Below are 26,783 nucleotides of genomic sequence, written 5' to 3'. Positions count from 1 at the left end.
GCTTGAACATGAGCGTTGCATTGCTGGCGCTGTGCGCCGGTTTCAGCGCCAGCGCCCTGGCCCACAACCCGATGTGCGAGTGCAAGGCCATCGACGCCGAGCAGATCAAATGCACCGGCGGCTTCTCCGACGGCAGCGGCGCGCCGGGGGTGACCCTGGACGTGATCGGCTACGACGAAACCATCCTGGTGCCGGGCAAGCTCGGCGCCGATTCGACCCTGACCTTCAAGAAACCCGGCGCCGAGTTTTATGTGCTGTTCGACGCAGGCCCCGGCCATGTGGTCGAAATCGACCAAGCGGATATCGAAGCCCCATGACCACGCCGACCACCCAGGTTGTACGCCCGGCAGGTGCCGGGCACGAAACCCTCAATGTGCTGCTGATGTGCCTGCTGATCCTTGCGGTTGCCGGTTCCGTGGTCGCATGGCGCGGTGTATCCCACGAACCGGAGCCGGTTTCCAGCCATCAACTGGACGCCCGTCGCGACCTTGGCGCCAGCGAGCAAGGCATCTATGCCGACTTGCGGGTGACCCTCGACGAGATCCACCTGTTGCGCGAAGAACAGCAAGCGTTGCCCACACCACAGAATCTGGCTGATGAAGGCTTCGCCCCGTTTGCCCAGGACGCCAGTTCGGTCAGTCGTGGCGGTCACGTCTGGCAATTGCTGGCGGACAGTGCCTACTTCGGCCAGAGCCAGGTCCCGACCGTGGCCGGTTCGTTTCTGATGCGCCTGAACAACGCCGGGCCGGACATCTGGCTCAACCGCGCCACCGATCTGCAAGCGCCGACAGACCTGTCCGATGCAGCGCTAAGCGCTGCCGGCTGGAAACAGATCGTCGCGCAATTCGATGCCGGGGTGACCCGCGAACATCGTCATTGAACCCTCGCCTTCATTCGAGAGAAGACCGCTTGCCCATGCCTAGTTCATCTCAACGCCGTCCTTTCCTGCGCCTGCTGCTGATCGGCCTGTGCGCCAGCCTGCTGAGCCCGCTGGCCAGCGCCGATCAGGCCAAGCGCCTGCGCATCGGCATCACCCTGCATCCTTATTACAGCTACGTGGCGAACATCGTCGGCGACAGGGCCGAGGTCGTGCCGCTGATTCCCGCCGGCTTCAACCCGCACGCCTACGAGCCGCGCGCCGAAGACATCAAGCGCATCAGCGGGCTGGATGTGATCGTGCTCAACGGGGTTGGCCATGACGACTTCGCCGACCGCATGATCGCCGCCAGCGAAACGCCGAACATCAAGACCATCGAAGCCAACGAAAACGTGCCGTTGCTGGCCGCCACCGGGGTTGCCGCGCGCGGTGCCGGCAAAGTGGTGAACCCGCACACGTTCCTGTCGATCAGCGCCTCGATTGCCCAGGTCAACAACATCGCCCGGGAGCTGGGCAAGCTCGACCCGGACAACGCCAAGACCTACACCCAGAACGCCCGTGCCTACGGCAAACGCCTGCGGCAGATGCGCGCCGACGCCCTGGCCAAGCTGACCCAGGCACCGAACGCCGAACTGCGAGTGGCCACAGTGCACGCCGCTTACGACTACCTGCTGCGCGAGTTCGGTCTGGAAGTCACCGCCGTGGTCGAGCCGGCCCACGGCATCGAGCCGAGCCCGAGCCAGTTGAAGAAAACCATCGATCAACTGCGGGAACTGGACGTGAAAGTGATCTTCTCCGAAATGGACTTCCCGTCCACTTACGTCGAAACCATCCAGCGTGAATCCGGTGTGAAGTTGTACCCGCTGTCGCACATTTCCTACGGCGAATACACCGCCGACAAGTACGAAAAGGAAATGACCGGCAACCTCAACACCGTGGTTCGAGCGATTCAGGAGTCCGGCGCATGACAGCTCAGGAAAACCTGTCGATAGCCAGCAGCGGCCCGACCCTGGATTTCGCTGACGTCAGCCTGACCCTCGGCCGCACGACCATTCTGGACAAGGTCACCTTCCAGGTGCAGCCCGGCAGCGTGCATGCGCTGGTCGGTCCCAACGGCGGCGGCAAGAGTTCGCTGATCAAGACCCTGCTCGGGCAGATGCCCCATCAGGGCCGGCTCAGCCTGCAATGGCCCGGCGAGCCCGGCACCATCGGTTACGTGCCGCAGGCGCTGGAGTTCGATCGCGGCCTGCCGATGACCGTCGACGATTTCATGGCTGCCATGTGCCAGCGCCGCCCGGCCTTTCTCGGCCTGAGCAAACGCTACGCCGGCGCTATCGGTGATGCGCTGGAGCGGGTCGGTATGCAGGACAAGCGCAAGCGCCGGATGGGTGCGCTGTCCGGTGGCGAACGCCAGCGGGTATTGCTCGCCCAGGGCCTGATTCCGGCGCCGCAACTGCTGGTGCTGGATGAACCGATGTCGGCCCTCGACGAAGCCGGAATCCAGGTGTTCGAGCGTTTGCTGGGTGACTGGCGCGCGGCGGGCATCACCGTGCTGTGGATCGAGCACGATCTGGAAGCGGTCGGGCGTCTGGCCAATCGCGTCACCGGCCTCAACCGCCGGGTGCTGTTCGACGCCTCGCCGCAACAGGCCCTGACCCCGGAACGTCTGCTGACCCTGTTCTCGACCCATCCACGGAGCGCTGCCTGATGAGTTACGAAGCCTTTCGTTTGATGGTGCAAGGCTGGGCTTCCTCCGGTTACCTGCCGGAAGCCCTGGCCTACGGGTTTGTGGTCAATGCGCTGCTCGCCGGTATGTTGATCGGCCCGGTGCTCGGCGGCCTCGGCACGCTGGTGGTGGTCAAGCGCTTCGCGTTTTTCTCCGAGGCGGTCGGCCACGCGGCACTGACCGGCGTGGCCATCGGCATTCTGCTCGGCGAGCCCTACACCGGGCCGTACGGCAGCCTGTTCGGCTACTGCCTGCTGTTCGGCATTCTGCTCAACTATCTGCGCAACCGTACCGGCCTGGCCCCGGACACGCTGATCGGCGTGTTCCTGTCGGTGTCCCTTGCGCTGGGTGCCAGCCTGCTGCTGATTCTGGCAGGCAAGATCAACGTGCACATTCTGGAAAACGTACTGTTCGGCTCGGTGCTGACGGTCAACGGGAACGATCTGCTGGTGCTGGCGATTGTCGGCTCACTGGTCATGGCGCTGGCACTGCCGCTGTACAACCGGATCATGCTCGCCAGCTTCAACCCGCAACTGGCGGCGGTACGCGGCGTCGCCGTGAAGACCCTGGATTACCTGTTCGTGATTCTGGTGACGCTGATTACGGTTGCAGCGGTGAAAGTCATCGGTGCGATTCTGGTCGGTGCGCTGCTGGTGATTCCGGCGGCGGCAGCGCGTCTGCTCAGCCAGTCGCTCAAGGGCTTTTTCTGGTGCTCTGTGCTGATCGCCACGGTCAGTACCCTGTGCGGGATTCTTGCGCCGATCGTGTTCGACCTGCCGATTCCGTCCGGCGCCGCGATCATTCTGGTCGCCGGTATCGCCTTCGCCCTCGCCGCGATTGCCCGGGGCGTCGTCCCCAGTCTGAAAGGGAACCTTGGATAAATGGCTTTTTCATTGCGACAACTGACCCTGGCCATCGCCCTCAGCGGCGCGGTTTCGAGCCCCCTGCTGGCTGCCGAGAAACCGTTGCGGGTGCTGGCCTCGCTGCCCATCACTTACGGTCTGGGCGAAGTCCTGCTCAAGGGCACCGGCATCAGCCTCGAGCGCGCGGCGCCGGCGAATCTGCCGGGCAGCCGTCAGACTGCCTACTTCACCGGTCGCGGCGCCCCGGCGCTGAGCAAACTGGCCTCCGGCGCCGATGCGGTGATCGGCGTGCGTTCGCTGTGGGCCGATGATCCGCTGTACCCGATCGCCCGTCGCAGCAACATCCGCATCGTCGAAGTCGACGCCGCCCGCCCGGTGGACGGCGCCCTGCCCGGCATTGCCGTGCAACCGGGGCTCAAGGTCGACGGCCTGAACAGTCAACCGTGGCTGGCGAGCAACAACATGGGGCGCATGGCCGATGTGATGGCGGCGGATCTGGTGCGCCTGGCACCGAAGGACAAACCGAAGATCGAAGCCAATCTGGCGGCGCTGAAGCAGCGCCTGCTGAAACTCAGTGCCGACAGCGAGGCGCGCCTGGCCAGTGCCGACAACCTGAGCGTCATGAGCCTGAGCGATCACTTCGGTTACCTGATCGGCAGCCTGAATCTGGAGTTGATCGGACAGGACGCGCGACCGGATGCCGAATGGACGCCGGAAGATCTGAAAAAACTGACCGCGACCCTGAAAGACAACGACGTAGCAGTGGTGCTGCACCATCGCCAGCCGTCGGATGCGGTGAAATCGGCGATTGCCGAATCGGGCAGTCATCTGCTGGTGTTGAGCACCGATGCGGCGGATCCGGTGGCAGAGCTGGAAGGCAATGTGGATGCGCTGCTCAAGGGCCTGAGCGGCGCGTAAGCCAGTCCTCTGGACATGAAAAAACCCGCTGACTGTTTCCAGTCCAGCGGGTTTCTTTTTGGCTGATGACTTACTGGGCAGCCGCTTGCGCTTCCATCTTCTGGCGCAGGCTCAGCGGGCGCATGTCGGTCCAGACCTCTTCGATGTAGGCCAGGCATTCCTTCTTCAGGCCGCTCTTGCCCACGGTGCGCCAGCCTTCCGGGATGGCCTTGTAGTCCGGCCAGATCGAGTACTGCTCTTCGTGGTTGACCACGACTTGAAAGAGGATATCCTCGCGGTCGAATACTGACGTCATGCTGTGTCTCCATCGCTGTAAGGGTGGGCTGCACGACGGGTGCAGCCGGGTATGTAGAAAGAACGTTCGACGCGGCGAAAAATTTACAGGGCGGCGGTCGCCGCGCTGAGTGCACGGCCGAAGATCTCGGCGACGCGGTCGATTTCCGCAGCGGTGATCACCAGCGGCGGCAGGAACCGCACCACTGCACCATGGCGCCCGCCCAGCTCCAGAATCAGCCCGCGCTTGAGGCATTCACGCTGAACCAGCGGCGCCAGACGCGCAAACGCCGGCGGATGGCCCAGTGCGTCCGGCGTGCCGTTCGGATCGACCAGTTCGACACCTAGCATCAGACCACGACCGCGAATGTCGCCCAGTTGCGGGAAATCGCGCTGCAGAATGCGCAGGTGCTCACTCAGGCGCTCGCCCATGGCGGCAGCGTGTTCGCAGACCTTGTGCTCGACCAGATAACGCATCACCGCGGAACCGGCAGCCATCGCCATCTGGTTGCCACGGAACGTACCGGCGTGGGCGCCCGGCTGCCAGGTGTCGAGCCATTCGCGATACACCACCACCGCCAGCGGCAAGCTGCCGCCGATGGCTTTGGACAGCACGACCACATCCGGAATGATGCCGGCGTGCTCGAAGGCAAACATCTTGCCGGTGCGGGCGAAACCGCTCTGGATTTCGTCGATGATCAGCGCCACGCCGGCCTTTTCGGTGATACGGCGCAGACCGCGCAGCCACTCGATGTCAGCCGGGATCACACCGCCCTCGCCCTGCACCGCTTCGACGATCACCGCTGCCGGCAATTGCACGCCAGCCTCTGGATCATTGAGCAGGTTTTCCAGGTAGCTCAGATTAGCCTTCACACCCGCCGCGCCACCGAGGCCGAACGGGCAACGGTAGTCGTACGGGAACGGCATGAATTGCACGCCACTGCTGAGCAGCGCACCCAGCGGCTTTTTCGGGCCCAGGCTGCCCATCAGGCTCAAGGCGCCCTGGCTCATGCCGTGGTAACCGCCGGAGAACGACAGCACGGTGCTGCGCCCGGTGGCGGTGCGCACCAGTTTCAACGCGGCTTCCACCGCGTCGGTGCCGGTCGGGCCGCAGAACTGGATTTTCGCTTCCTTGGCCAGTGCAGGTGGCAGCAGGCCGAACAGGTCCTGAACGAATTGATCCTTCACCGGCGTGGTCAGGTCCAGAGTGTGCAGCGGCAGTTCATCGGCCAGTACCTGCTGGATCGCCTGGATCACCACCGGATGGTTATGCCCCAGCGCCAGAGTGCCGGCACCGGCAAGGCAATCGATGAAAGTGCGGCCCTCGACGTCTTCGACGTAAAGACCTTTGGCGCGCTTCAACGCCAGCGGAATCCGCCGCGGGTAGCTGCGGGCATTGGATTCCTGCTGGCTCTGACGGGCCAGCAACGGTGACTCATTGAACTGATACAGCGTTTCCGCCGGCGCGGAGGCGATCCGGGCCGACGACTCTTCGATAAGGCTGGTGGCGACTGACATCTCTCGACCCCTCAATACGCTATGGATAGTGACCAAAACTGCATACCGGGCAGGTGCGCGTCCCGGTCGCGGGGCGCACATGCTGGTTTTCCTGTTCTGGAAACGCACCAGCGTGTCGAGGATTTACACCCTTGATCGACTGTCAGGCCGACAATGCCAGCGGCTTGTGCATCGGCAGGCTCAAAACGCCGTGATGCGTGAAGGCAGACGCCGCTTCGCGATACCCCAGACGCCGGCAGAACGCCTCGCCGGTTCGCGTGCTGACGAGCGTGACACAAGGACGGCCACGAATCCTCAGCCAACCCTCGAGATCGCCCATCAGCGCGCGACCCGCACCCCGGCGAAACCACTCCGGCTGCACGTGACAGAACGTGACCTCGCCATTGGCTGCGGCCATACCGACGCCGACCGGTTTATCGTGAAGAAGCGCGATATTCAGATAGAGATGCGGATCAGCGAGCCAGCCGCTGATATGTTCCGCCGATTGTCGGAGGACCCAGCGGTCGACCAGTTGTGGATCGTTGCGATGGTCGAGCGCGCAACCGATGCGGATCGAGCGTTCGAGGATCCGACTGATGATGCCGGCGTCGGCGGAGGTGGCGGGACAGATGTAGATGGGTGCTTCCATGGCGCTGTTTCCCTCAATCCATTGAGTCAAAGGCTGGGGCGACAATAACGTCGCGGCCGGCGGATGACTAATGGAGAGAGGTTACATTTGATGTGCCTGAGTAACTGTCAGACCGATTGCAGCGGCATGGTCAACTCGACCCGCAAACCGTCCGGGCGGCTATCGAAATGCAGGGTGCAGGCGCAACGCTGAACGATCGCCTGGACAATCGCCAACCCCAGTCCGCAGCCGGTGCTCTGGCCGTTGCGCCAGAAGCGCTGGGTCAGATGTTGCAGATCGTCCGGGGCAATGCCAGGCCCGTGATCGCGCACCACGAAACGCACGCGATTGGCGGTGGTTTCCAGGCTCAGCTCCACCGCCCCGTCGGTCGGTGTATGACGCAGGGCGTTGTCCAGCAGGTTGCGCAAGGCTGCGATCGACAGCACCGCCGGCATTTGCAGGGGCGCACCGGACAAGCGTTCTGGCAGGTGCAGCCTGATGCGCTGGCGCTGGTCGCTGGCCGAGTCCTGAATCGCCAGTTTCGCCACCTGCTCGGCACTGCATTGCACACCGTCGTCGAACGACAGACTGCCCTCGACCCGCGCCAGCAACAGCAATTGCTCAAGGGTCCGGTGCAGACGGTCGGCGCCCTCCTCGGCCCGGGCCAGGGACTGATCGCGAGCGCTGCCCTCGGTCATGCGCGCCACTTGCAGGTGGGTCTTGATTGCGGTCAGCGGGCTGCGCAGTTCATGGGCGGCATCGCCGGTCAGGCGACGTTCACGTTCGATGGTCTTGCCGATGCGCTGGAACAGCTGGTTCTGGGTTTCGAGCAGCGGTTTCAGTTCACTGGGGAATGACTGCAACTGCAACGGCTCAAGCGAGTCGGCGTTGCGGCGCATCAAGGCTTCACGCAAGCGATTGAGCGGCGCCAGGCCCTGGCCGATCCCCAGCCACAACAGGCACAGGCAGCCGAGCAACGCCACGCCCACCGGCACCGAGGCCGCCAGCAGGATCGACATGTTCAGGGCTTCGCGCTCGATCACCCGGTCGGCGGTGGTAATTCGCACATCGCCCCGAGCCAGGGTGAAGCTGCGCCAAGGCGCGCCATCGATCATCTGATCGTGGAAACCCATTTTCTGCGCTTCCAGTGCCTGTTCCGGATTATTGTGGCTGCGAGCGAGGATTTCTCCGCGCAGCGAGCTGACCTGACAGGCCATGCCGCCCGGAATGTTCAGTTGCTCGGCGCTGAAATGCGTACCCTCGCCTTTGCTCGGAATGGCCGGCAATTGTTCCAGCAAGCCGGCGACCATCCGCGCCGACGCCACCAGGCGCTGGTCGAGGGAAAACATCATCTGGTTGCGCAGGTCGCTGAGCATCCAGGCGGCCGCCAGGGCCCAGATCAGCGCGAACGCGGCGCCGAGGGTCAGGCTCAGGCGCAGGCGCAGACTCATCACTTGTCAGGTTCCCCGCCATCGGCCGGGCCCAGGCGATAGCCCAGACCCCGCACGGTTTCGACGATGCCTTTACCCAGTTTGCTGCGCAGGTGATGGATGTGCACGTTGAGCGCGTTGCTCTCCAGTTCATCGTTGAAACCGTAGACGCTGTCCTTCAACTGCTCGGTGGACAGCACCCGGCCACGGTTGTGCAGCAAGGCTTGCAGCAGGGATTGCTCGCGACGGGACAGGTCCACCGGGCGGCCCGCCAGCATGGTTTCGCGGCTGCTCGGGTCGTAGGTCAGCGCACCGTGTTCGATCAGGTTGACGCTGCGCCCGGCTACCCGACGCAGCAGGGTTTGCAGACGGGCGAACAACTCACGCAAGTCGAACGGCTTGAGCAGGTAGTCGTCGGCGCCGGATTGCAAGCCGTCGACCCGATCCGTGACCGAATCCCGTGCAGTCAGGATCAGCACCGGAATCTCCAGGCCTTGCTGACGCAGTTGTTGCAGCAACTTGAGACCATCTTCGTCCGGCAGCCCGAGATCGAGCACCATCACGTCAAATTCGGCAACCTTGAGAATCGCCCGCGCCTTGGAGGCCGTGTTGACGTGCTCGACCGTCAGGCCTTGCGCCGTCAGCCCGGCGACGATCCCGCTGGCGATCAACTCATCGTCTTCGCAAACCAGTACGTGCATGGTGAGTCCCGTAGAAAAGTGCTGATTAGGCCGCTGGCCGATTAAGCCGACATTATGCCCCGAACGCCACACCGACAAGGGCGTCGCGGTTAATCATCGGTTAATCGCCGCCCGCCACTGTGCCCCTCAATTGCACAGGGACAAGGCTCCTCCATGCGTCATTTTTTTCTGTTTTTTGCACTGTTGATTTCGAGTCTGGCCCAGGCAGGGAATGATCCCTTTGCGTCAAAACCGGAGTTTCTGCCGGTCGACAAGGCATTCGTGCTGACCTCGGAACGTCTGGATTCCGGTGAGACCCAACTGTTCTGGCAAATCGCCGACGGCTACTACCTGTATCAGAAGCGTCTGAAATTCGACGGGCTGGCGACGCAAAACGTCCCGGCCCTGCCCGAAGGCGAGTCCCACAGCGACGAGTATTTCGGCGAGCAACCGGTCTATCGTCAAGGCCTCGAGCTGAAAATCCCGGCAGCCGCCCAAGGCCAGATCAAGGTCAGTTATCAGGGCTGCGCCGACGCCGGTCTTTGCTATCCCCCGCAGACGCGAGTGATCGACCTCGGCGGCAAAGCCGCAGCAACGACAGATGAAGCACCGGATCAGGCACTGGCCAGCGGTCTGCAACAGCACTCGCTGGGCTGGAGTCTGCTGGTGTTCTTCGGTCTCGGTCTGCTGTTGGCGTTTGCGCCGTGCTCGCTGCCGATGCTGCCGATTCTGGCGGGCATGGTCGTGGGCAGCGGCGCCACGCCGCGTCGCGGTTTCGCGCTGGCCGGCAGCTATGTGGTATGCATGGCGCTGGTGTATGCGGCGATGGGCGTCATCGCCGCGCTGCTGGGGGCGAACCTGCAGGCGTGGTTGCAGAACCCGTGGCTGCTCGGGACGTTCGCGGCCGTGTTTGTGGTTCTGGCGCTGCCGATGTTCGGCTTCTTCGAGCTGCAATTGCCGGTGGCCCTGCGGGATCGACTGGAACACGCCTCGCGCAGTCAGCGCGGTGGCAGCCTGGTCGGCGCCGGCGTATTAGGCGCGCTGTCCGGTCTGCTGGTCGGCCCGTGCATGACCGCACCGCTGGCCGGCGCCCTGCTCTACATCGCGCAAAGCGGCAACGCACTGCACGGCGGCCTGATCCTGTTTGCCCTTGGCATCGGCATCGGCGTGCCGCTGCTGTTGCTGGTGACGGTCGGCAATCGCTTCCTGCCCAAGCCCGGCGCGTGGATGAATCTGCTCAAAGGCGTGTTCGGCTTCCTGTTCCTCGCCACCGCGCTGCTGATGCTGCGACCGGTGCTGGATCCGTCGCTGTGGCTGGGTCTGTGCGGCGCGCTGCTGTTGATCGCCGCTTACAGCGCCTGGAAACAGTCCGAGGGCTTTGGTCGCGTAGCGCAATTGTTCGGTGCCGGTTCGCTGTTGCTGGGTCTGTGGGGCAGTCTGCTGGTGGTCGGTGCGGCGGGCGGCAGTGAAGACCCGTATCAGCCGCTGCAGGTATACAGCGCCGGCCGCGTCGGCACGGCGGCCCCGAACGGCCACGAAGCCTTCACGACGATCAAGGATCCCGCTGCCCTGCAACGCGAGCTCGACACCGCCAAAGCGCAGGGCCAGTGGGTGCTGCTCGACTACTACGCCGACTGGTGCGTGTCGTGCAAAGTCATGGAGAAACAGGTGTTCGGCCAGGCGCGGGTGATGCAGGCCCTGAGTGATGTGCGCTTGCTCCGACTCGATGTCACCGCCGACAATGCCGCCAGCCGCGAACTGCTCGGCCGTTATAAAGTGCCGGGGCCACCAAGTTTCGTGTGGATCGGCGCCGACGGCGAAGAGCGCCGCAGCCAGCGCATCACCGGCGAGGTCGATGCCGATACTTTCCTGCAACGCTGGACCACCACCCGAGACGCCCGTTAATGCTGACCTTCACCCTCGGCACCTTTGCCATCGCCCTCAACCATCTGCTGCTGATCAGCGCGCTGGCGCTGGCGACCTTCGTCGGCTGGCGGGTGGCCAAGCGCGGCGGTGACAACCCCGAGTCGGCGCTGTTCAGCCTGTTTCTGCTCGGCATGCTGGCGGCGCGCATGGCGTTTGTCGCCATGTACTGGGGCCACTATCGCAACGATCTGTGGCAGATCATCGACCTGCGCGACGGCGGTTTTCTCGCCTGGCCGGGGGTGATCGCGCTGTTGCTGGCGGCACTGTATCGCGGCTGGCGCCGGCCGGGTTTGCGTCGACCGCTGGGCTTCGGCGTGGTCAGCGGTGTGGCGTTCTGGGTGCTGGCGACCCTGTCGCTGAACATCTACGAGCAAGGCACGCGCCTGCCGGACATCACCCTGCGCAACGCCGCCGGGGAAACCGTGAAACTCACCGACTATCAGGGCGGGCCGCTGGTGATCAACCTGTGGGCCACCTGGTGCCCGCCGTGCCGACGGGAAATGCCGGTGCTGGAAAACGCCCAGCAACAACGCCCGGACCTGACGTTCCTGTTCGTCAACCAGGCCGAAAGCATGCAAAGCGTTGCGACTTTTCTCGAAACCCAGGGCCTGAGCCTGAACAACGTGCTGTTCGACCGCAGCGGACGCCTCGGCCAGGCCGTGGGCTCCATGGCCCTGCCGACTACGCTGTTCTATAGCCCGGACGGTCGTCTGCTGGGCAGCCATCTGGGCGAGCTGTCGAACGCCAGCCTGGCCCGCGCCCTGGAAAACTTCGACACCCCGGCTTCCAGCCCGAATCCGGCCACCTCTTCTTCAAGGAAACTGCCATGCCCCGCCTCCGCCACCTGCTGACGCTGACCATGAGCGCAGCCCTGCTGCACTTGCCGTCGGTACAGGCCGCCGAAGAATTGCCTGAAGCGATCAAGAAGATTGAAGCCAAAGGCGCAAAAATCGTCGGCCAGTTCGACGCGCCGGACGGCTTGCGTGGTTACGCCGCGCAATACCAGAACCGTGGCATGGCGCTGTACCTGACGCCGGACGGCAAGCACGTGCTGCTGGGCAACCTGTACGACGCCGACGGCAACGACCTGAGCAGCGCGCCGCTGCAAAAACTGGTCTACGCGCCGATGGCCAAGGAAGTCTGGGCCAAGTTCGAGGCCAGCAACTGGATTCAGGACGGCAACAAGGATGCACCACGCACGGTGTACCTGTTCAGCGACCCGAACTGCCCGTACTGCAACATGTTCTGGGAACAGGCCCGTCCCTGGGTCAAGGCCGGCAAGGTGCAGCTGCGACACATCATGGTCGGCATCATCCGCGAAGACAGCCCGGCCAAAGCCGCCGCCCTGCTCGCCGCCAAGGATCCGAGCAAAGCCCTGGAAGATCACGAGAAGGCAGGCAAGGCCAGCACCCTCAAGGCCTTGAAGGACATTCCGGTCGCCGTGCAGACCAAACTCGCAGCGAACATGCAGCTGATGGAAGACCTGGACTTGCAGGCCACCCCGGCGATCTTCTACATGGACGACAAGGGCGAGCTGCAACAACAGCAAGGCGCGCCGACGCCGGACAAACTGGCGAAGATTCTCGGCCCGAAATAAAAAACGCCCACGCAATGCGTGGGCGTTTTCGTTACTTCAGCTCAGTCAGAAACTTCAGCAGCGTGTCGGTCACGAACGACGGATTCTCCAGATTGGAGATATGCCCCGCCTCCGGCACCAGCACACACGGACAGCCAATCAGCTCAGCCATTTCCCGTGCTTCCGACGGCGGGCGTGGCTTGTCCTGATCGCCGCAGACCACCAGCGTGGTGGCCGCATTCAGCTCGCCCAGACGCGGCAACAGGTCATCACGGCCAAAGGTGATGCGCCCCATCGGCACGATGCTGTCGCGCAGGCGTTCGGCGGAATAGCCGGCGAGTTTTGCGCGGAAGTCCTGATACAGCGCCGATGCTCGATCGATGCCCGGACGGAAGAAGATCGGCACCACGATATCCAGCAGTTGCTCGGAGATCCCGCCGCTTTCCTCGATCTGTTTGAACAGCGAGAAATAGTACTGGCGGGTCGGCTCCGGCTCGACGCCGACGTAAGTGTCCATCAGCACCAGACCGTTGAGCCGCTGCGGCGCCGACAACGCCAGACGCACGCCCCACATGCCGCCGACCGACAACCCGACCAGGGTCACCCGGTCGATGTCCAGATGATCGAGCAAGGCCAGTGCCTGACGGGCGATGTCGTCCAGCGAAGCGGTGCCTTCAGGCAAGCGACCGGATTCGCCGTGGCCCCACAGATCCAGTGCAATCACCCGATAGTGCGCCGACAACGCTGCGATTTGCGGGGCCCACATGGCCTGGTCCCACAGGTAACTGCCGGCCAACAGCACCGCCGGGCCCGTGCCTTGATCAATGTAGTGAAGCGCCTGTCCGTCAACCGTGAAAAAAGGCATGGATACCCCCCGTGGCAAAGAAACTGGAGCACGAAGACTGAGCGGGCGCGCCTCGGCCGTCAATGATATGAAAGGATTACAAAGCCCGATTTGCGACAACGGCCACAGCGAAACTCGTTTCGGTAGCCATTGCCGCGGGCTGTGCTTTACAGCCCCTCCAGCTCCGCCATCAGATCATTCAGTCGATCAACCTTCTCCTCGGTAATGTCACTGGCCGCCAGCCCTTCGATGTACCCGGCCAGTTCCTCCACCGTGCTGCACTCGAACATCGCTCGCAGCGGTACATCCCGCTGCAAGGCTTTTTGCACCCGCGAGGCAATCTGCGTGGCCAGCAACGAATGGCCGCCGAGTTCGAAGAAGTTGTCGCGTACCCCGACCTTCTCGACCTTCAGCACCTCGGCCCAGATATCCGCCAGGGTCTGCTCCAGCTCGCTGCGCGGCGCCAGGTAATCCTGGCTTTGCAACTGGCCGATCTCCAGCGCCGGCAAGGCTTTGCGATCAAGTTTACCGTTGGCGTTGAGCGGCAACCGGTCGAGCCACAACCAGTGCAGCGGCACCATGTATTCCGGCAGTTCGGCGCGCAAGCGCTGCTTGATTCGCTCCAGACGTTCGCTTTGGTTCAGCGCAGAATCTGCGGCGACCAGGTAGCCAACCAGATGCTTGCCGTTGACGCCTTCCTGCACACCGACCGCGCCGTCACGGACTTCCGGTTGTTCGTGCAGACGCGCCTCGATTTCACCCAGTTCGATCCGGTAACCGCGAATCTTCACCTGATGGTCGACCCGGCCGACGTACTCCAGCACCCCGTCACTGCGACGGCGCGCCAGGTCACCGGTGCGGTACAGACGCTCGCCCGGCGCACCGAATGGATTCGGCACGAACACCGGCGCGGTGCGCAGCGGATCGCTGACATAACCGCGACCGACCCCGGTTCCCGCCACACACAACTCACCCACCGCACCCAGCGGCACCAGATCCAGCGCGCCATCGAGCAGGTACAGCAAATTGTTGTCGGTCGGCGTACCGATCGGCAGGTAACTGCCGCGAGTCGAGGCCAGGTCGACGCGGAAGAACGCCACGTCGTCCGAGCATTCCGCCGGGCCATAGGCGTTGACCAGACCGATCTCCGGGTAACGCAGCAGCCACTGGTGCGCCAGTTCCGGCGGCATCGCTTCACCGGTCGGCAACATCCAGCGCAGGCCGTCGAGGCTCAGGCGATCCGAAGCGAGCATGCCCTGAATCAACGACGGCACGCTTTCCAGCACGGTGATGCCCTGCTGCTGCACATGCACCAGCAAGCCTTGCGGATCGTGGGCGATGGTGTTCGGCACGATGTCCACCCGCGCACCGAACAGCGGCGCGGCGAGGAACTGCCAGACCGAAATGTCGAAGCTTTGCGAAGCAGTCTGGGCAATCACATCGGCGTCGCTCAGATTCAGGTACGGCACCTTGCTCAACTGGTTGTTGAGCATGCCGCGCTGCTCGACCATCACGCCTTTCGGCAACCCGGTGGAGCCCGAGGTGTAGATCACGTAGGCGAGGTTGTCCGGCCCGCTGAAGATCCCCGGATTCGTCGACGACACCGCGCCCGCCTGAACCTCTTCCCACACCAGCAGGCGTGGACGGTTGGCGCAGCTGAATTCATCCAGCAAGGTCGTCGCCTGTTCACGGCAAGCTTCGGTGCACACCAGCACCGGCGTGCGGCTGAGCTCGATGATCCGTTGCAGACGCTGGCTCGGCAGTCCCGGATCCAGCGGCAGGTAACCGGCACCGGCCTTGAAGCTGCCGATGATCATACCCAGCAGATCCAGATTCCGTTCAGCCAGCAGCGCCACCGGTTGATCCCTCTGCACCCCGGCCGCGACCAGTGCGTGGCCGAGACGGTTGGCGTTCTGGTTCAACTCGGCATAGCTCAGTTGCTGATCAAGGCAACTGGCGACAATGCGTTGCGGATGTTGCGCGACCTGGGCTTCGAACAGCTCGACGTAGCTCTGCTCCAGCGGATAGTCGTGCTCACTCTGGTTGCAGCCGTGGAGCAGGAAGTCCTGTTCCTCATGGCCCAGCAGCGGCAGGTCGGCCATGTCGCCATGGAAGCCATCGACCAGCGCCAGCAACAGACGCTTGAACTCAGCGAGCATGCGCTCGATGGTCGACTCGTCGAAGTAACGCTGGTCGTAGGACAGATGCAGGCCGAGGTCATCACCCGGATAGCAAACGGCGGTCAGCGGGAAGTTGGTGTGGGTACGGCCCGAGTCCGAGGTCGCGTTGAGGCTCTGCGCGCGGTCCAGCACCGAGACTTCTACCGGGGCGTTTTCGAACACGAAAAGGCTGTCGAACAGCGGCTGGCCTTTCGGCAGTTCGCTTTGTTCCTGGATGTTCACCAGTGGCAGGTATTCGTACTCGCGCAGTTGCATGTTGCTGTCGAGCAGAGCGCTCAACCACTGACGCACGCTGGCGCGCTGATCGTCCGCCGGGATCTTCACCCGCAGCGCGATGCTGTTGATGAACAGGCCGACGGTGCGTTGCATCTCCGGCATTTCCACCGGACGCCCGGCCACGGTCACGCCGAACAGCACGTCGCGATCACCGCTCAAGCGTCGCAATACCAGCGCCCACGCCGCCTGGGCGAAGGTGTTGATGGTCAGTTGATGGGCCTGGGCCAGTTCACGCAGACGGGCGCCGTCCTCGACATTCAGTCGGGTGTAGCGGTCGCCGACGATCATGCCGCCACTTTCACCGGCGTGTTCACGCAGAAACGGACGGTCGCTCGGGATCGGCGTGGTGCGCTCGAAACCTTGCAGGTTCCGCTGCCACCACTGACGCGCCTCGGCCAGGCTCTGGCGTTGCAGCCAGCCGATGTAATCGCGGTAGCGCGGCGGCACCGCCAGTTGCGCTTCACGACCTTCGCCCAGCGCGGTGTAGATTTCGAAGAAATCGTTCATCAGCAGCGAACGGCACCAGGCATCGATCAGGATGTGATGGTTGCTCATCATGAACCAGTAACGCGCCGCGCCGACCTTGATCAGGCGCAGGTGGAACGGTGCCTGATTGAGCAGATCGAACCCGGCTTCGCGTTCGGCCTTGAGCAGCGCTTGCAGTTTCGGCTCCTGCTCGGCGTCAGCGATGGCGCTCCAGTCCAGGTACTCGATCGGCGTGCGCCCCGGCGTATGAATCACTTGCAGCATGTCTTCGCCGACGTTCCAGCAGAACGAGGCACGCAGCGCTTCGTGACGGGCGACCACCGCTTGCCACGCCTGGGCGAAACGCTCGGGGTCGAGTTCGCTGTTGATGCGGTAGCGATCCTGCATGTAGTACAGACCGGTGCCCGGCTCGAGCAAGGTGTGCAGCAGCATGCCTTCCTGCATCGGCGTCAGCGGGTACACGTCTTCAATGTGTGCCGCCGGCACCGGCAGTGCGTCGAGCTGGGCTTGGGTCAATTTTGCCAGCGGGAAGTCCGACGGCGTCAGGCCACCGGCCTCGTCCTGCAGGCAATGTTCGATCAGGCTCTGCAACTCGCCGACGTAGGCATCGGCCAGCTCGTTGATGGTCTGCGCGTCGTAGCGTTCGGCGCTGAAGGTCCAGCGCAGTAGCAGTTCCCCGCCGTACACCTGACTGTCGACGCTCAACTCGTTCGGCAGCGATGCGTGCGGATCGTGGGCGGCACCGACCGGCTCGTCGAGCGGACGAAACAGCGCATCGCTGCCGAAACTCTGGTCGAACTGGCCGAGGTAGTTAAACGTGATCGGCGCATTCGGCAACGCCGCCATGCTCTGACGGCTGGCATCATCGGCGAGATAACGCAGCACGCCATAGCCCAGACCTTTGTGCGGCACGGCGCGCAGCTGTTCCTTGATCGCCTTGATCGAAGCGCCCTGCCCGGCAGCCTCTTCGATGTTGTGCGGGGTCAGGCGCAGCGGATAAGCGCTGGTGAACCAGCCGACGGTGCGAGTCAGGTCGATCTCGTCGAACAGGGTTTCGCGGCCGTGGCCTTCCAGCTGAATCAGCGCCGACGGCTGACCGCTCCAGCGGCACAGCACACGGGCCAACGCGGTCAGCAACAGGTCATTGACCTGCGTGCGATAGGCGCTCGGTGCCTGTTGCAGCAGTTGCCTGGTGCGCTCGCCATCCAGACGCACGCTGACGGTTTGCGCATGCCGATTCTCGCGACCGCCCTCAGGGTGTTCGCACGGCAAATTGGCATTCGGACCAGCCAGTTGCGCTTGCCACCAGCTCAGTTCTTCACGCAGGGATTCGCTGCCGGCGTAAGCTTGCAAGCGCGCCGCCCAGTCCTTGAAGGCGCTGGTTTTCGCCGGCAGTTTCACCGACTGATCGGCGTCGAGTTGGCGATACACGTTTTGCAGATCGTCGAGCAGCACGCGCCACGACACACCGTCGACCACCAGGTGATGGATCGCGATGAACAGCCGTTGCTGAGTGTCCGGCCCATCGACCAGCACGGCACGCAAAAGCGGGCCGTGGGCGAGGTCGAGACTGCGCTGAGCATCGCCAAACAGCGCGGCGCACTTGTCCATCGACGGCACGCGGACTTGCCATAGCACGGCGGCATCGGTGACCGGTTGATGGGTTGCCTGCCATGCGCCGTTGACCTCGCTGAAGCGCAGACGCAAGGCGTCATGCTGCTCGATCACCGCCAACAGCGCTTGCTCCAGACGATGCGGTTCCAGCGCAACCGTCGGCTCCAGCAGCAACGCCTGGTTCCAGTGCTGACGCTCGGGAATCTCGGTATCGAAGAACCAGTGCTGGATCGGCGTCAGACGCGATTCGCCGGACACCAGACCTTGCTCGGCGGTGACGGTTTCAGTACGACTGGCGACAGCAGCCAGTGTCTGCACGGTCTGGTGCTGGAACAGATCGCGCGGGCTGAAGTGAATGCCTTGCTGACGCGCACGGCTGACCACTTGAATCGACAGAATCGAGTCGCCGCCCAGTTCAAAGAAGTTGTCGTTCAGACCGACCTGCTCGACGTTGAGCACTTCGCACCAGATCTGCGCCAGGGCCTGCTCCAGCTCGTTGCTCGGCGCCACGTAATCCTGGCGATTGAGCTCCGGATCCGGCGCTGGCAACGCGCGGCGGTCGAGCTTGCCGTTGGCGGTCAGCGGCATGCTCGCCAGCAGAATCAGATGGGTCGGCACCATGTAGTCCGGCAGTTGCGTCTTCAGGTGCGACTTGAGGGCTTCGCGCAGTTCGGCCTGCTCGGCTTCGCTTCGCGAAGCGACCTCGGTCACGAGATAGCCGACCAGTTGCTTGCCGCTCGGTGCATCCAGCGCCAGCACCACCGTTTCGCGGATCGAGTCGTGATCGAGCAGGCGGGTTTCGATCTCGCCCAGTTCGATCCGGAAACCGCGGATCTTCACCTGATGGTCAATCCGCCCCAGATACTCCACCAAGCCATCGGCGCGCTGGCGCACCAGGTCGCCAGTGCGGTACATGCGCCCGCCATCGGCGGCAAACGGGTCGGCGACGAAACGTTCGGCAGTGATGCCCGCACGCTCGTGATACCCCAGCGCCAGACCGGCGCCGCCGACAAACAATTCACCGGTCGCGCCTTGCGGCACCAGCGACAGATCGGCGTCGAGAATGTAGGCCACGCGATCACCGATCACGCTGCCGATCGGCACACTGCCGGCGCCCTCTTCCAATACTTCCGGCGCAAGGCTGGCCAGCGGCATGACCACAGTTTCGGTCGGGCCATAAGCGTTGAAGAACAGGCTCGGCTTGAACGCTGCGCGAATTCGTTGCAGGTGCTCGCCGGTCAGCGCCTCGCCGCCGGTGATGATCATGCGCACCGGCAGAGTGTCGTTTTGCGTCGCGAGGAACTGCGCCAACTGGCTGCCGTAGCTCGGGGTGAAACCAAGGATATTGATCCGATGTTCGCGGATCAGCCCGCAGATTTGTTCCGCGTCCCACTGACCCTGCGCACGCAGCACCACCTGCGCGCCGCTGAGCAGCGGCACCAGCAGACGTTCGGTGGCGGCGTCGAAGTTGATCGAATAGAAATGCAGCTCGCAGTCGTCCGGACGCATGCCGAAGCGTTCGATCACAGCCTGGCAATGCATGGCGATTTCACCGTGGGACACCACCACGCCTTTCGGCTTGCCGGTGGAACCCGAGGTGTAGATCAGGTACGCCTGATGCTGCGGCAGGCTGATAAAGGGCAGCTCGGTAGCCGGGTAATCGGCCAGCGCGGCGCTGTCATCTTCCAGGCACCAGCGCGCCACGTTCGACGGCAGTTCGCCGAGGGCCTTGAACATCGCCCGGTCGCTGAGCAGCAGGCCGACGCCGCTGTCTTCGATCATGTAATGCAGGCGGTCGAGCGGGTATTCCGGGTCCAGCGGCACATAGGCGCCGCCGGCCTTGAGGATCGCCAGCAGGCCGACGACCATTTCCAGCGAACGCTCCAGCGCCAGACCGACCCGCACTTGCGGGCCGACACCGCGCTCACGCAGGGCCCAGGCCAGACGGTTGGCGCGGGCGTCGAGTTCGGCGTAGCTCAGGGTCTGCCCGGCGAAGGTCAGGGCCGGTGCGTCCTTGCGCGCCAGTGCCTGCTCGGCGAACAGATGATGAATGCACTGATCGAGACGACGCTCGCCCGGCTCGACGCCGAGGCTGTCGAGCAATTGCTGTTGTTCAGGCGCATCGAGCAACGGCAGTTCGCTGAGACGCTGTTGCGGGTCGGCGATCAACGCTTCAAGCAGATTGCGCCAGTGCCTGGCCATGCGTGCAATGGTCGGTTCGTCGAACAGATCAGTGCTGTACGTCAGGCAGCAACCGAGGCGATGGTCGAGATCGGTAACTTCCAGGTTGAGGTCGAACTTGGTCGCCCGTGCATCGTTGGCCAGGTACTCGACGGTCATGCCGGCGAGCATGCGGCTTTGCTGGAATTCCCAGCGCTGCACGTTGCACATCACCTGGAACAGCGGGTTGTACGCCGCGCTGCGCGGTGGTTGCAGGGCTTCAACCAGATGATCGAACGGCAAATCCTGATGGGACTGCCCTTCGATCACGGTATGACGCACCTGCTCGAACAATTCGCCGACCGACATCTGGCCGTCGAGCTGGCAACGCAGCACCTGAGTGTTGAGGAACGCACCGATCAGGCCCTCGCTTTCCGGGCGGATACGGTTGGCCACCGGCACGCCGATGCGCAGATCGGTCTGGCCGCTGTAGCGGTAAAGCAAGGTCGCGAGGGCGGCGGTCATGGTCATGAACAGGGTCAGGCCGTTCTGCGCGTTGAACGCCCGAACCCGCGCGGCAAGATCGTCGCTGAGGTCGAAACGGAATAATTCACCTTGGTGGCTTTGCACCGGTGGACGAGGACGGTCGCCCGGCAATTCCAGCAGCGGATGTTCGCGGCCCAGTTGCGCAGTCCAGTAGTCGAGCTGCCGCTGACGCTCACCGGATTCCAGCCAGTGGCGCTGCCACACGCTGTAATCGAGGTACTGCACCGGCAGTGGTTCAAGCGGCGATTCGCGGTCGTCGACGAACGCTTCGTACAGCGCGCTGAGTTCACGGGCGAAGATGTCCATCGCCCAGCCTTCGGTGACGATGTGGTGCAGGGTCAGGACGAAGTAATGCTCCTGCTCGGCGGTCTTGACCAGGCAGGCGCGCAGCAGCGGACCGGTTTCCAGATCGAACGGCAGGTGCGCTTCGTCGTCGGCCAGTTGCTGGACTTTCTGCTCGCGCACATCGGCGGCGAATTTCGAGAAATCCTTCCAGTCCATGCGCACGCCCGTCTCGGCATGCACCTGCTGACGGGCCACGCCGTCGATACTCGGGAACGTGGTGCGCAGGGTTTCGTGACGCTGGATCAACGCTTGCAATGCTGCCTCGAAACGCCCGACATCCAGCACGCCACGCAGGCGCGCCATGCCGCCGACGTTGTACGCCGGGCTGTCCGGTTCCATCTGCCAGAGGAACCACATGCGCTGCTGCGAGTAGGACAGCGGCACCGGTTTGCTGCGATCAACCTTGTCGATCGGCGGCTGTTTGTTGGTGCGGCCGCTGGCCTGGATCTGGCGGATCTGCTCGGCGAATTCACCGAGTTCGCTGTGCTCGAACAAGGCGCGTAGCGGCAGCTCGACGTCACAGGCCTGCCGGGTGCGGGAGATGATTTGGGTGGCCAGCAGCGAGTGGCCGCCGAGGGCGAAGAAGTCGTCGCGCAGGCCGACCTGTTTCAGGCCCAGCACTTCGCGCCAGATCGCAGCGATCTGCTGTTCCAGCTCGGTGACCGGCTCGACGTGTTCGCGCACCTGCCATTGCGGCTCGGGCAAGGCGCGGCGGTCGAGTTTGCCGCTCGGGCTCAGGGGCATTGCGTCGAGACGCATCAGTTGCGCCGGGACCATGTATTCCGGCAGCTCGGCGGCCAGTGCGGATTTCAGGCGAGCAGTTTGCGCGTCCTGATCTTCGCTGGCGTCGGTGGCGGTGAAATAGCCGATCAGTTGCGGGCCGGCGACGGTTTCACGCACCAGCACGGCAGCCTGCGCCACGCCGTCCTGAGCCAGCAGATGGGCTTCGATTTCTTCCGGCTCAACGCGGAAGCCGCGCAGTTTGACCTGCTGATCGAGACGGCCGAGGTATTCGATCACGCCATCGTGGGTCCAGCGCGCACGGTCACCGGTGCGGTACAGACGCGCGCCCTGCTCGCCCAGCGGATCGACCACGAAACGCTCGGCGGTCAGCGCAGGCCGACCGAGGTAACCCCGGGCCAGGCCGATGCCGCTGATGCACAGCTCACCCGGCACACCGGCCGGCACTGGATTCAGATCGCTGTCGAGCACGCGACAAACCACGTTACCCAGCGGACGGCCAATCGGCGAACGCTCGCCATCGGCCACGCTGCAATGCCAGTGAGTGACGTTGATCGCGGTTTCGGTCGGGCCATAACGGTTGTGCAGTTGCACCGCCGGCAGTTGCGCCAACACGCGGTTGCGCAGTTCCGCCGGCAGCGCTTCACCGCCGGAGAACACGCGACGCAGGCTGGTGCACTCGGCGCTCAACGGTTCGTCGATGAACAGCGAAAGCAGCGGCGGCACGAAGTGCAGCGTAGTCACGCCGTACTGCTGAACCAATTGCGCAATGCGATGCGGATCCCGGTGTTCACCGGGGCTGGCGATCAGCAGGCGCGCGCCAGTGATCAGCGGCCAGAAGCACTCCCACACCGACACGTCGAAACTGATCGGCGCTTTTTGCATCAGCACGTCGGTGTCGTTCAGGCGATAAGTGTTCTGCATCCATTGCAGACGCTCGGCCAGCGCCGCGTGAGTATTGCCCACGCCTTTCGGCTGGCCGGTGGAGCCCGAGGTGTAAATCACGTAGGCGAGGTTGTCGCCGTGCAGGTGCAGGCCCGGTGCCTGGCTCGGCCAGTTTTCCAGGTGCAGGGTGTCCATGGCGATCACGCTGACGCCTTCGCTGGCCGGCAAGCGGTCGAGCAATGCAGTCTGGGTCAGCAGCAGTTCGACGCCGCTGTCGCTGAGCATGTAGGCCAGGCGCTCGGCCGGGTATTCCGGGTCCAGCGGCACGTAGGCGCCACCGGCCTTGATGATCGCCAGCAGACCGATGAACAATTGCGGCGAACGCTCGGCAGCGATGGCCACGCACACGTCCGGGCCGACGCCTTTGTCGCGCAGGTAATGGGCGAGACGGTTGGCCTGAGTGTGCAGTTCGGCGAAGTCGAGGCTGCCGCCGTCCCATACCAGTGCGGTGCGCTCAGGCGTCTGCCGCGCTTGTTCGTTGAGCAGTTCCGGCAGCCATTGTTGCGCCGGGGTGCACGGGGCGACGCTCCACGCAGTTTGCTGAGAGTGTTCGGCGGCGGTCAGCAGTTGCAGATCGCCGACGGCTTGTTCCGGACGTTCGCAGACTGCACGCAGCAGGTTGCTGAAATGCTCGGCGAGGCGTTCGATGGTCGTGGCGTCGAACAGCTCATCGGCGTAGTCGAAGGACAGCGTCAGGCGACCGTTGCGGTCTTCTTCACTGTGCAGTTGCAGATCGAACTTGGCCTCGCGGCTGTGCCACGGCAGCTCCTCGGCGAGCACGCCCGGCAGACGCTTGAGCGCACTCAGGTCGCGTTGCTGGTGGTTGAACATGACCTGGAACAGACCTTGTTCGCGGGCCTGCGGGAAGGCTTCAAGCAGTTGTTCGAACGGCAGATCCTGATTCGCCTGAGCACCGAGTGCAGCCTGACGGGTTTGCGCCAGCAGTTCGGTGAACGGCAGATGCGAATCGACGTCGGCGCGCAGCACCTGGGTGTTGATGAAGAAGCCGATCAGGCCCTGGGTTTCCAGGCGCGGACGGTTGGCGTTGGGCACACCGATGCGGATGTCGCGCTGGCCGCTGTAGCGATGCAACAGGCTCTGGAAGGCTGAGAGCAGCAGCATGAATGGCGTGGATTGATAGGCCTGAGCGGTCTGACGAATGGCGTCGCTGAGGCTGATCCCCAGACGAACGCTGTGGCGTGCGGCGCTGTGAATTTGTTTGGCAGAACGCGGATGGTCGGTCGCCAGTTCCAGGGTCGGATGCTCATCGCCCAACTGCGCTTTCCAGTACGCCAGTTGCCGTTCGCCCTCGCCCTGCGCCAGCCATTGGCGCTGCCAGCTGCCGTAGTCGGCGTATTGGGTTGGCAGCGGCGCCAGTTCGGCACGCTGGCCTTGGGAAGCGGCGGCGTACAGGCGCGAAAACTCGTCGATCAACACGTTCAGCGACCAGCCGTCGGCGATGATGTGGTGCAGCGTCACCAGCAACTGGTGATCTTCATCGTCGAGGCGAACCAGCGTCACCCGCAGCAGCGGGCCTTTCTCCAGATCGAACCGGGTGCGGGCTTCGTCCTCGCGGATCTGTTGTGCGCGGGCTTCACGCTCGCTGGCCGGCAGGTCGCTGATGTCGATCAGTTGCAGGTTGAACTCGCCCGCCGCTTCGACCTGTTGCAGGGCCACACCGTCGCGTTCGAAGAAGCGCGTGCGCAGGGATTCGTGGCGCTCGATCAGTTGCTGGAAACTGGCGCGCAGGGCGTCCTCGTCCAGTTCGCCACGCAGGCGCAGGGCGCCGGGAATGTTGTACGCGCTGCTTTGCGGGTCGAGCTGCCAGGTGATCCACAGACGGTTTTGTGCCAGGGATTGCGGCAGCGCTTCGTTGCGCGATAGTGCGGTGATTTCGCCTTGGGCGCTGCCGCCGTCCTGTTGCTGCTGCGCCACGGCGGCGGCGAACGCGGACAGGGTCGGGGCTTCGAACAGCAGACGCAGGTTCAGCTCCAGGCCCAACTCCTCACGGACCTTGGCGATCACCTGAGTCGCGGCGATAGAGTTGCCGCCGAGCAGGAAGAAATGATCGTCGCCATTGACCTGTTTGACGTTCAGTTGCTCGGCCCAAATCTTGCCGATCACGGTTTCCAGTTCGGAGACGGACGCCGTCGACTCGCTGGTTTCAGCGGTGGTCGACGGGAACACCGCGTAGCTGTCGAGGCTGCCGTCGGCCAGGCGATTGCGGCAGGCCGAACGTTGCAGCTTGCCGCTGGAAGTCTTCGGCAATGCGCCCGGATTGAGCAGCACAACCACGCTCGGTGCTTCCTGATACGCCTCGGCCACGGCCTGGCGAATGGATTTGATCAATGCTTCGGGCGGGAGGATTTTCTGCACGCTGCGGCTGATTTCCGCCGCGATGCCGATGCCCTCCTCGCCATTCTGATTGACCGCAAACGCCGCGACACGGCCCTTGCGCACCACCTCCACTTCGTTCTCGACCGTCTTTTCGATGTCCTGCGGATAGAGGTTGTGGCCGCGCACGATCAGCATGTCTTTCAGGCGACCGGTGATGAACAGTTCACCGTCGCGCATGAAGCCCAGGTCACCGGTGCGCAGCCAGGTCTGGCCGGCGTGCTGGACGAAGGTCTTGGCAGTCGCCTCGAGGTTGCGCCAGTAGCCGAGGGCGATGCTCGGGCCGGCGGCCCAGACTTCACCCACGGCGTTGTCGGACAGTTCTTCGAGGGTGTTCGGCTCGACGATCAGCACCGCATGATCGGGCTGACTGATGCCGCAGCTCATGATCGGACTGCCCTCGCCCGCTTCGGCACGGTTCTGTGCCAGAGCCTGATCATCGACGCGCAGTGCAGGAATCCCGGTGCCGCGCGGTGTGCCGGCGACGAACAGGGTCGCTTCGGCCAGACCGTAGGACGCCATGAAGCTGTCTTCGCTGAAACCGCACGCGGTGAATTTCTCGGCGAAGCGTTCGAGGGTGTCGAGACGGATCGGCTCGGAGCCGGAATAGGCCACGCGCCAACGACTCAGGTCGAGGCGTTCCAGCGCCGATTCGCTGACCCGCTCGCTGCACAGACGATAAGCGAAGTCCGGGCCGCCACTGATGGTGCCGCCGTATTGGCTGATCGCTTCGAGCCAGCGCAACGGCCGTCCGAGGAAGTACGCCGGCGACATCAGGATGCACGGCACGCCACTGAAGATTGGTTGCAGCAGACCGCCGATCAGGCCCATGTCGTGGTACAGCGGCAGCCAGCTGACGATCACGTCATCCGGGTTCACGTCGATGCCGAAACCGTGGCGAATCAGCAGCTCGTTGGCCACCAGGTTGCCGTGGCTGACCTGCACGCCCTTGGGCAGCGCGGTCGAGCCGGACGTGTATTGCAGGAAGGCGACGTGGTCTTGCGGCAAGGTCGGTTCGACCCAGCGTTCGACCAGCTCAGCGTCGAGAGTGTCGACGCACAACAGCGGCGGCGCGCCTTCGATTTGCTGCAGAGCGTCGCGCAGGTCGGCGCTGGTCAGCAGCAAGCGCGGCTCGGCGTCAGCAATGATCGACAGCAGGCGTTCCTGATGGTGACGCTTGGCCGATTCCGGCGGATAAGCCGGCACCGCGATCACGCCCGCGTACAGGCAACCGAAGAACGCCGCGACGTAATCCGGACCGCTCGGAAACAGCAACACCGCGCGATCACCGAATCCGGCCTCGGCCTGCAACGCCGCAGCGATAGTGCGCGCGCGCTGATCGAGTTCGCGATAACTGAGCACCACAGCCTGCTCCTCGGTTTCGGCGAGAAAGCGCAGGGCCAGCCGATCCGGCGTCAGGGCCGCGCGGCGCTGGAGGGCTTGGACCAGGGTGCTGGGGAGTTCGAACGCGTCGGTCATGAGGTTTCCTGCCTGAAATCGGCTTGCTGGTGGAATCGGGTTGGCTGCGGCATGCCTGTGCAAGGCATGCGGGACACGGTCTTCGCCGACCGTGCAAGGCATTGGAATGCGGTAGGTCCGGGGCTGCGTCCCCGGATCCATTCACCAATGAGAACGGATGACGTCTTGAAATAATTAGTCGGCAGGCTGGATCGCCAACGTGGCTGGGCGCTTGGGCAAGTGCGGCGGCGTGTCGCAGTTCTCAGTTCGCACTGTTATGGATCATTAGTTCTCTTTCTCAATTGACAATCATTATCATTCAACATAATTTGTCGCTCGATGTGTAGGACGACCCCGCCCCCAGGCGTCCCACTAACCTATTGGCAGCAAGGTGATTTCC

General features: G+C 63.8%; 16 protein-coding genes. 9 read left to right on the top strand and 7 right to left on the bottom strand.

Annotated elements, in window-relative coordinates; genetic code table 11:
- Positions 1-8: 8 nt before the first annotated feature.
- From ACODTD_RS21060 to ACODTD_RS21035, 6 genes are read left to right on the top strand one after another with little or no spacing between them, the layout of a single operon-like run.
- Entirely contained in the window at positions 9-317 is a 309-nt protein-coding gene (locus ACODTD_RS21060; RefSeq protein ID WP_236676411.1) for a hypothetical protein, read from the top strand.
- Positions 314-880, top strand: coding sequence for a DUF6162 family protein (locus tag ACODTD_RS21055; protein ID WP_011335241.1), 567 nt, complete (start codon positions 314-316; stop codon positions 878-880). The genes ACODTD_RS21060 and ACODTD_RS21055 overlap by 4 nt, the downstream gene beginning before the upstream one ends.
- Before the next feature lie 35 nt (positions 881-915).
- Positions 916-1,845 (top strand): metal ABC transporter substrate-binding protein, encoded by a 930-nt coding sequence (locus ACODTD_RS21050; RefSeq protein ID WP_011335242.1) that lies wholly within the window; start codon positions 916-918, stop codon positions 1,843-1,845.
- Positions 1,842-2,585, top strand: coding sequence for a metal ABC transporter ATP-binding protein (locus tag ACODTD_RS21045; protein ID WP_064378562.1), 744 nt, complete (start codon positions 1,842-1,844; stop codon positions 2,583-2,585). Before ACODTD_RS21050 ends, ACODTD_RS21045 begins: the two co-directional genes overlap by 4 nt.
- On the top strand, positions 2,585-3,484 hold the full coding sequence (locus ACODTD_RS21040; RefSeq protein WP_011335244.1) for a metal ABC transporter permease: 900 nt from the start codon (positions 2,585-2,587) through the stop codon (positions 3,482-3,484). Before ACODTD_RS21045 ends, ACODTD_RS21040 begins: the two co-directional genes overlap by 1 nt.
- A complete protein-coding gene (locus ACODTD_RS21035) occupies positions 3,485-4,384 on the top strand; it encodes a metal ABC transporter substrate-binding protein (RefSeq protein ID WP_285355002.1) in 900 nt (299 codons plus the stop codon).
- Between the two features lie 70 nt (positions 4,385-4,454).
- Here the strand turns inward: ACODTD_RS21035 and ACODTD_RS21030 are convergent, their stop codons facing one another.
- The 5 genes from ACODTD_RS21030 to ACODTD_RS21010 all read right to left on the bottom strand — a co-directional run bounded on the left by ACODTD_RS21030 (position 4,455) and on the right by ACODTD_RS21010 (position 8,913).
- Positions 4,455-4,679 carry an MbtH family protein gene (locus ACODTD_RS21030; RefSeq protein ID WP_011335246.1) on the bottom strand — a complete coding sequence of 75 codons (225 nt, stop codon included), beginning with the start codon at positions 4,677-4,679 and terminating at the stop codon, positions 4,455-4,457.
- Positions 4,680-4,762: 83 nt separating this feature from the next.
- Positions 4,763-6,175, bottom strand: coding sequence for an aspartate aminotransferase family protein (locus tag ACODTD_RS21025; RefSeq protein WP_285355000.1), 1,413 nt, complete (start codon positions 6,173-6,175; stop codon positions 4,763-4,765).
- A 142-nt stretch (positions 6,176-6,317) separates the two neighbouring features.
- Positions 6,318-6,803, bottom strand: coding sequence for a GNAT family N-acetyltransferase (locus ACODTD_RS21020; protein WP_285354998.1), 486 nt, complete (start codon positions 6,801-6,803; stop codon positions 6,318-6,320).
- 107 nt (positions 6,804-6,910) lie between these two features.
- Positions 6,911-8,233 carry an ATP-binding protein gene (locus ACODTD_RS21015; protein WP_201815692.1) on the bottom strand — a complete coding sequence of 441 codons (1,323 nt, stop codon included), beginning with the start codon at positions 8,231-8,233 and terminating at the stop codon, positions 6,911-6,913.
- Positions 8,233-8,913: a response regulator gene (locus ACODTD_RS21010; RefSeq protein WP_201815693.1), complete on the bottom strand. Its 681-nt coding sequence runs from the start codon at positions 8,911-8,913 to the stop codon at positions 8,233-8,235. Before ACODTD_RS21010 ends, ACODTD_RS21015 begins: the two co-directional genes overlap by 1 nt.
- Positions 8,914-9,066: 153 nt before the next feature.
- Between ACODTD_RS21010 and dsbD the strand changes: the two genes are divergently transcribed.
- From dsbD to dsbG, 3 genes are read left to right on the top strand one after another with little or no spacing between them, the layout of a single operon-like run.
- A complete protein-coding gene (dsbD, locus tag ACODTD_RS21005) occupies positions 9,067-10,797 on the top strand; it encodes a protein-disulfide reductase DsbD (RefSeq protein ID WP_489105152.1) in 1,731 nt (576 codons plus the stop codon).
- Positions 10,797-11,669 carry a TlpA family protein disulfide reductase gene (locus ACODTD_RS21000; RefSeq protein WP_489105151.1) on the top strand — a complete coding sequence of 291 codons (873 nt, stop codon included), beginning with the start codon at positions 10,797-10,799 and terminating at the stop codon, positions 11,667-11,669. Before dsbD ends, ACODTD_RS21000 begins: the two co-directional genes overlap by 1 nt.
- Positions 11,645-12,415 (top strand): thiol:disulfide interchange protein DsbG, encoded by a 771-nt coding sequence (dsbG, locus tag ACODTD_RS20995; protein ID WP_085655122.1) that lies wholly within the window; start codon positions 11,645-11,647, stop codon positions 12,413-12,415. The genes ACODTD_RS21000 and dsbG overlap by 25 nt, the downstream gene beginning before the upstream one ends.
- A 31-nt stretch (positions 12,416-12,446) precedes the next feature.
- On the opposite strand, the gene ACODTD_RS20990 is transcribed toward dsbG, so the two are convergent.
- Complete coding sequence (locus ACODTD_RS20990) at positions 12,447-13,259, bottom strand: alpha/beta fold hydrolase (protein ID WP_201815697.1); 813 nt, start codon at positions 13,257-13,259, stop codon at positions 12,447-12,449.
- Between the two features lie 146 nt (positions 13,260-13,405).
- Complete coding sequence (locus tag ACODTD_RS20985; protein ID WP_489105150.1) at positions 13,406-26,404, bottom strand: non-ribosomal peptide synthetase; 12,999 nt, start codon at positions 26,402-26,404, stop codon at positions 13,406-13,408.
- Positions 26,405-26,783 lie beyond the last annotated feature (379 nt).

The sequence above is a fragment of the Pseudomonas sp. FG35 genome, from assembly GCF_057809295.1.
This window is presented reverse-complemented; position numbering and strand designations above follow the sequence as displayed.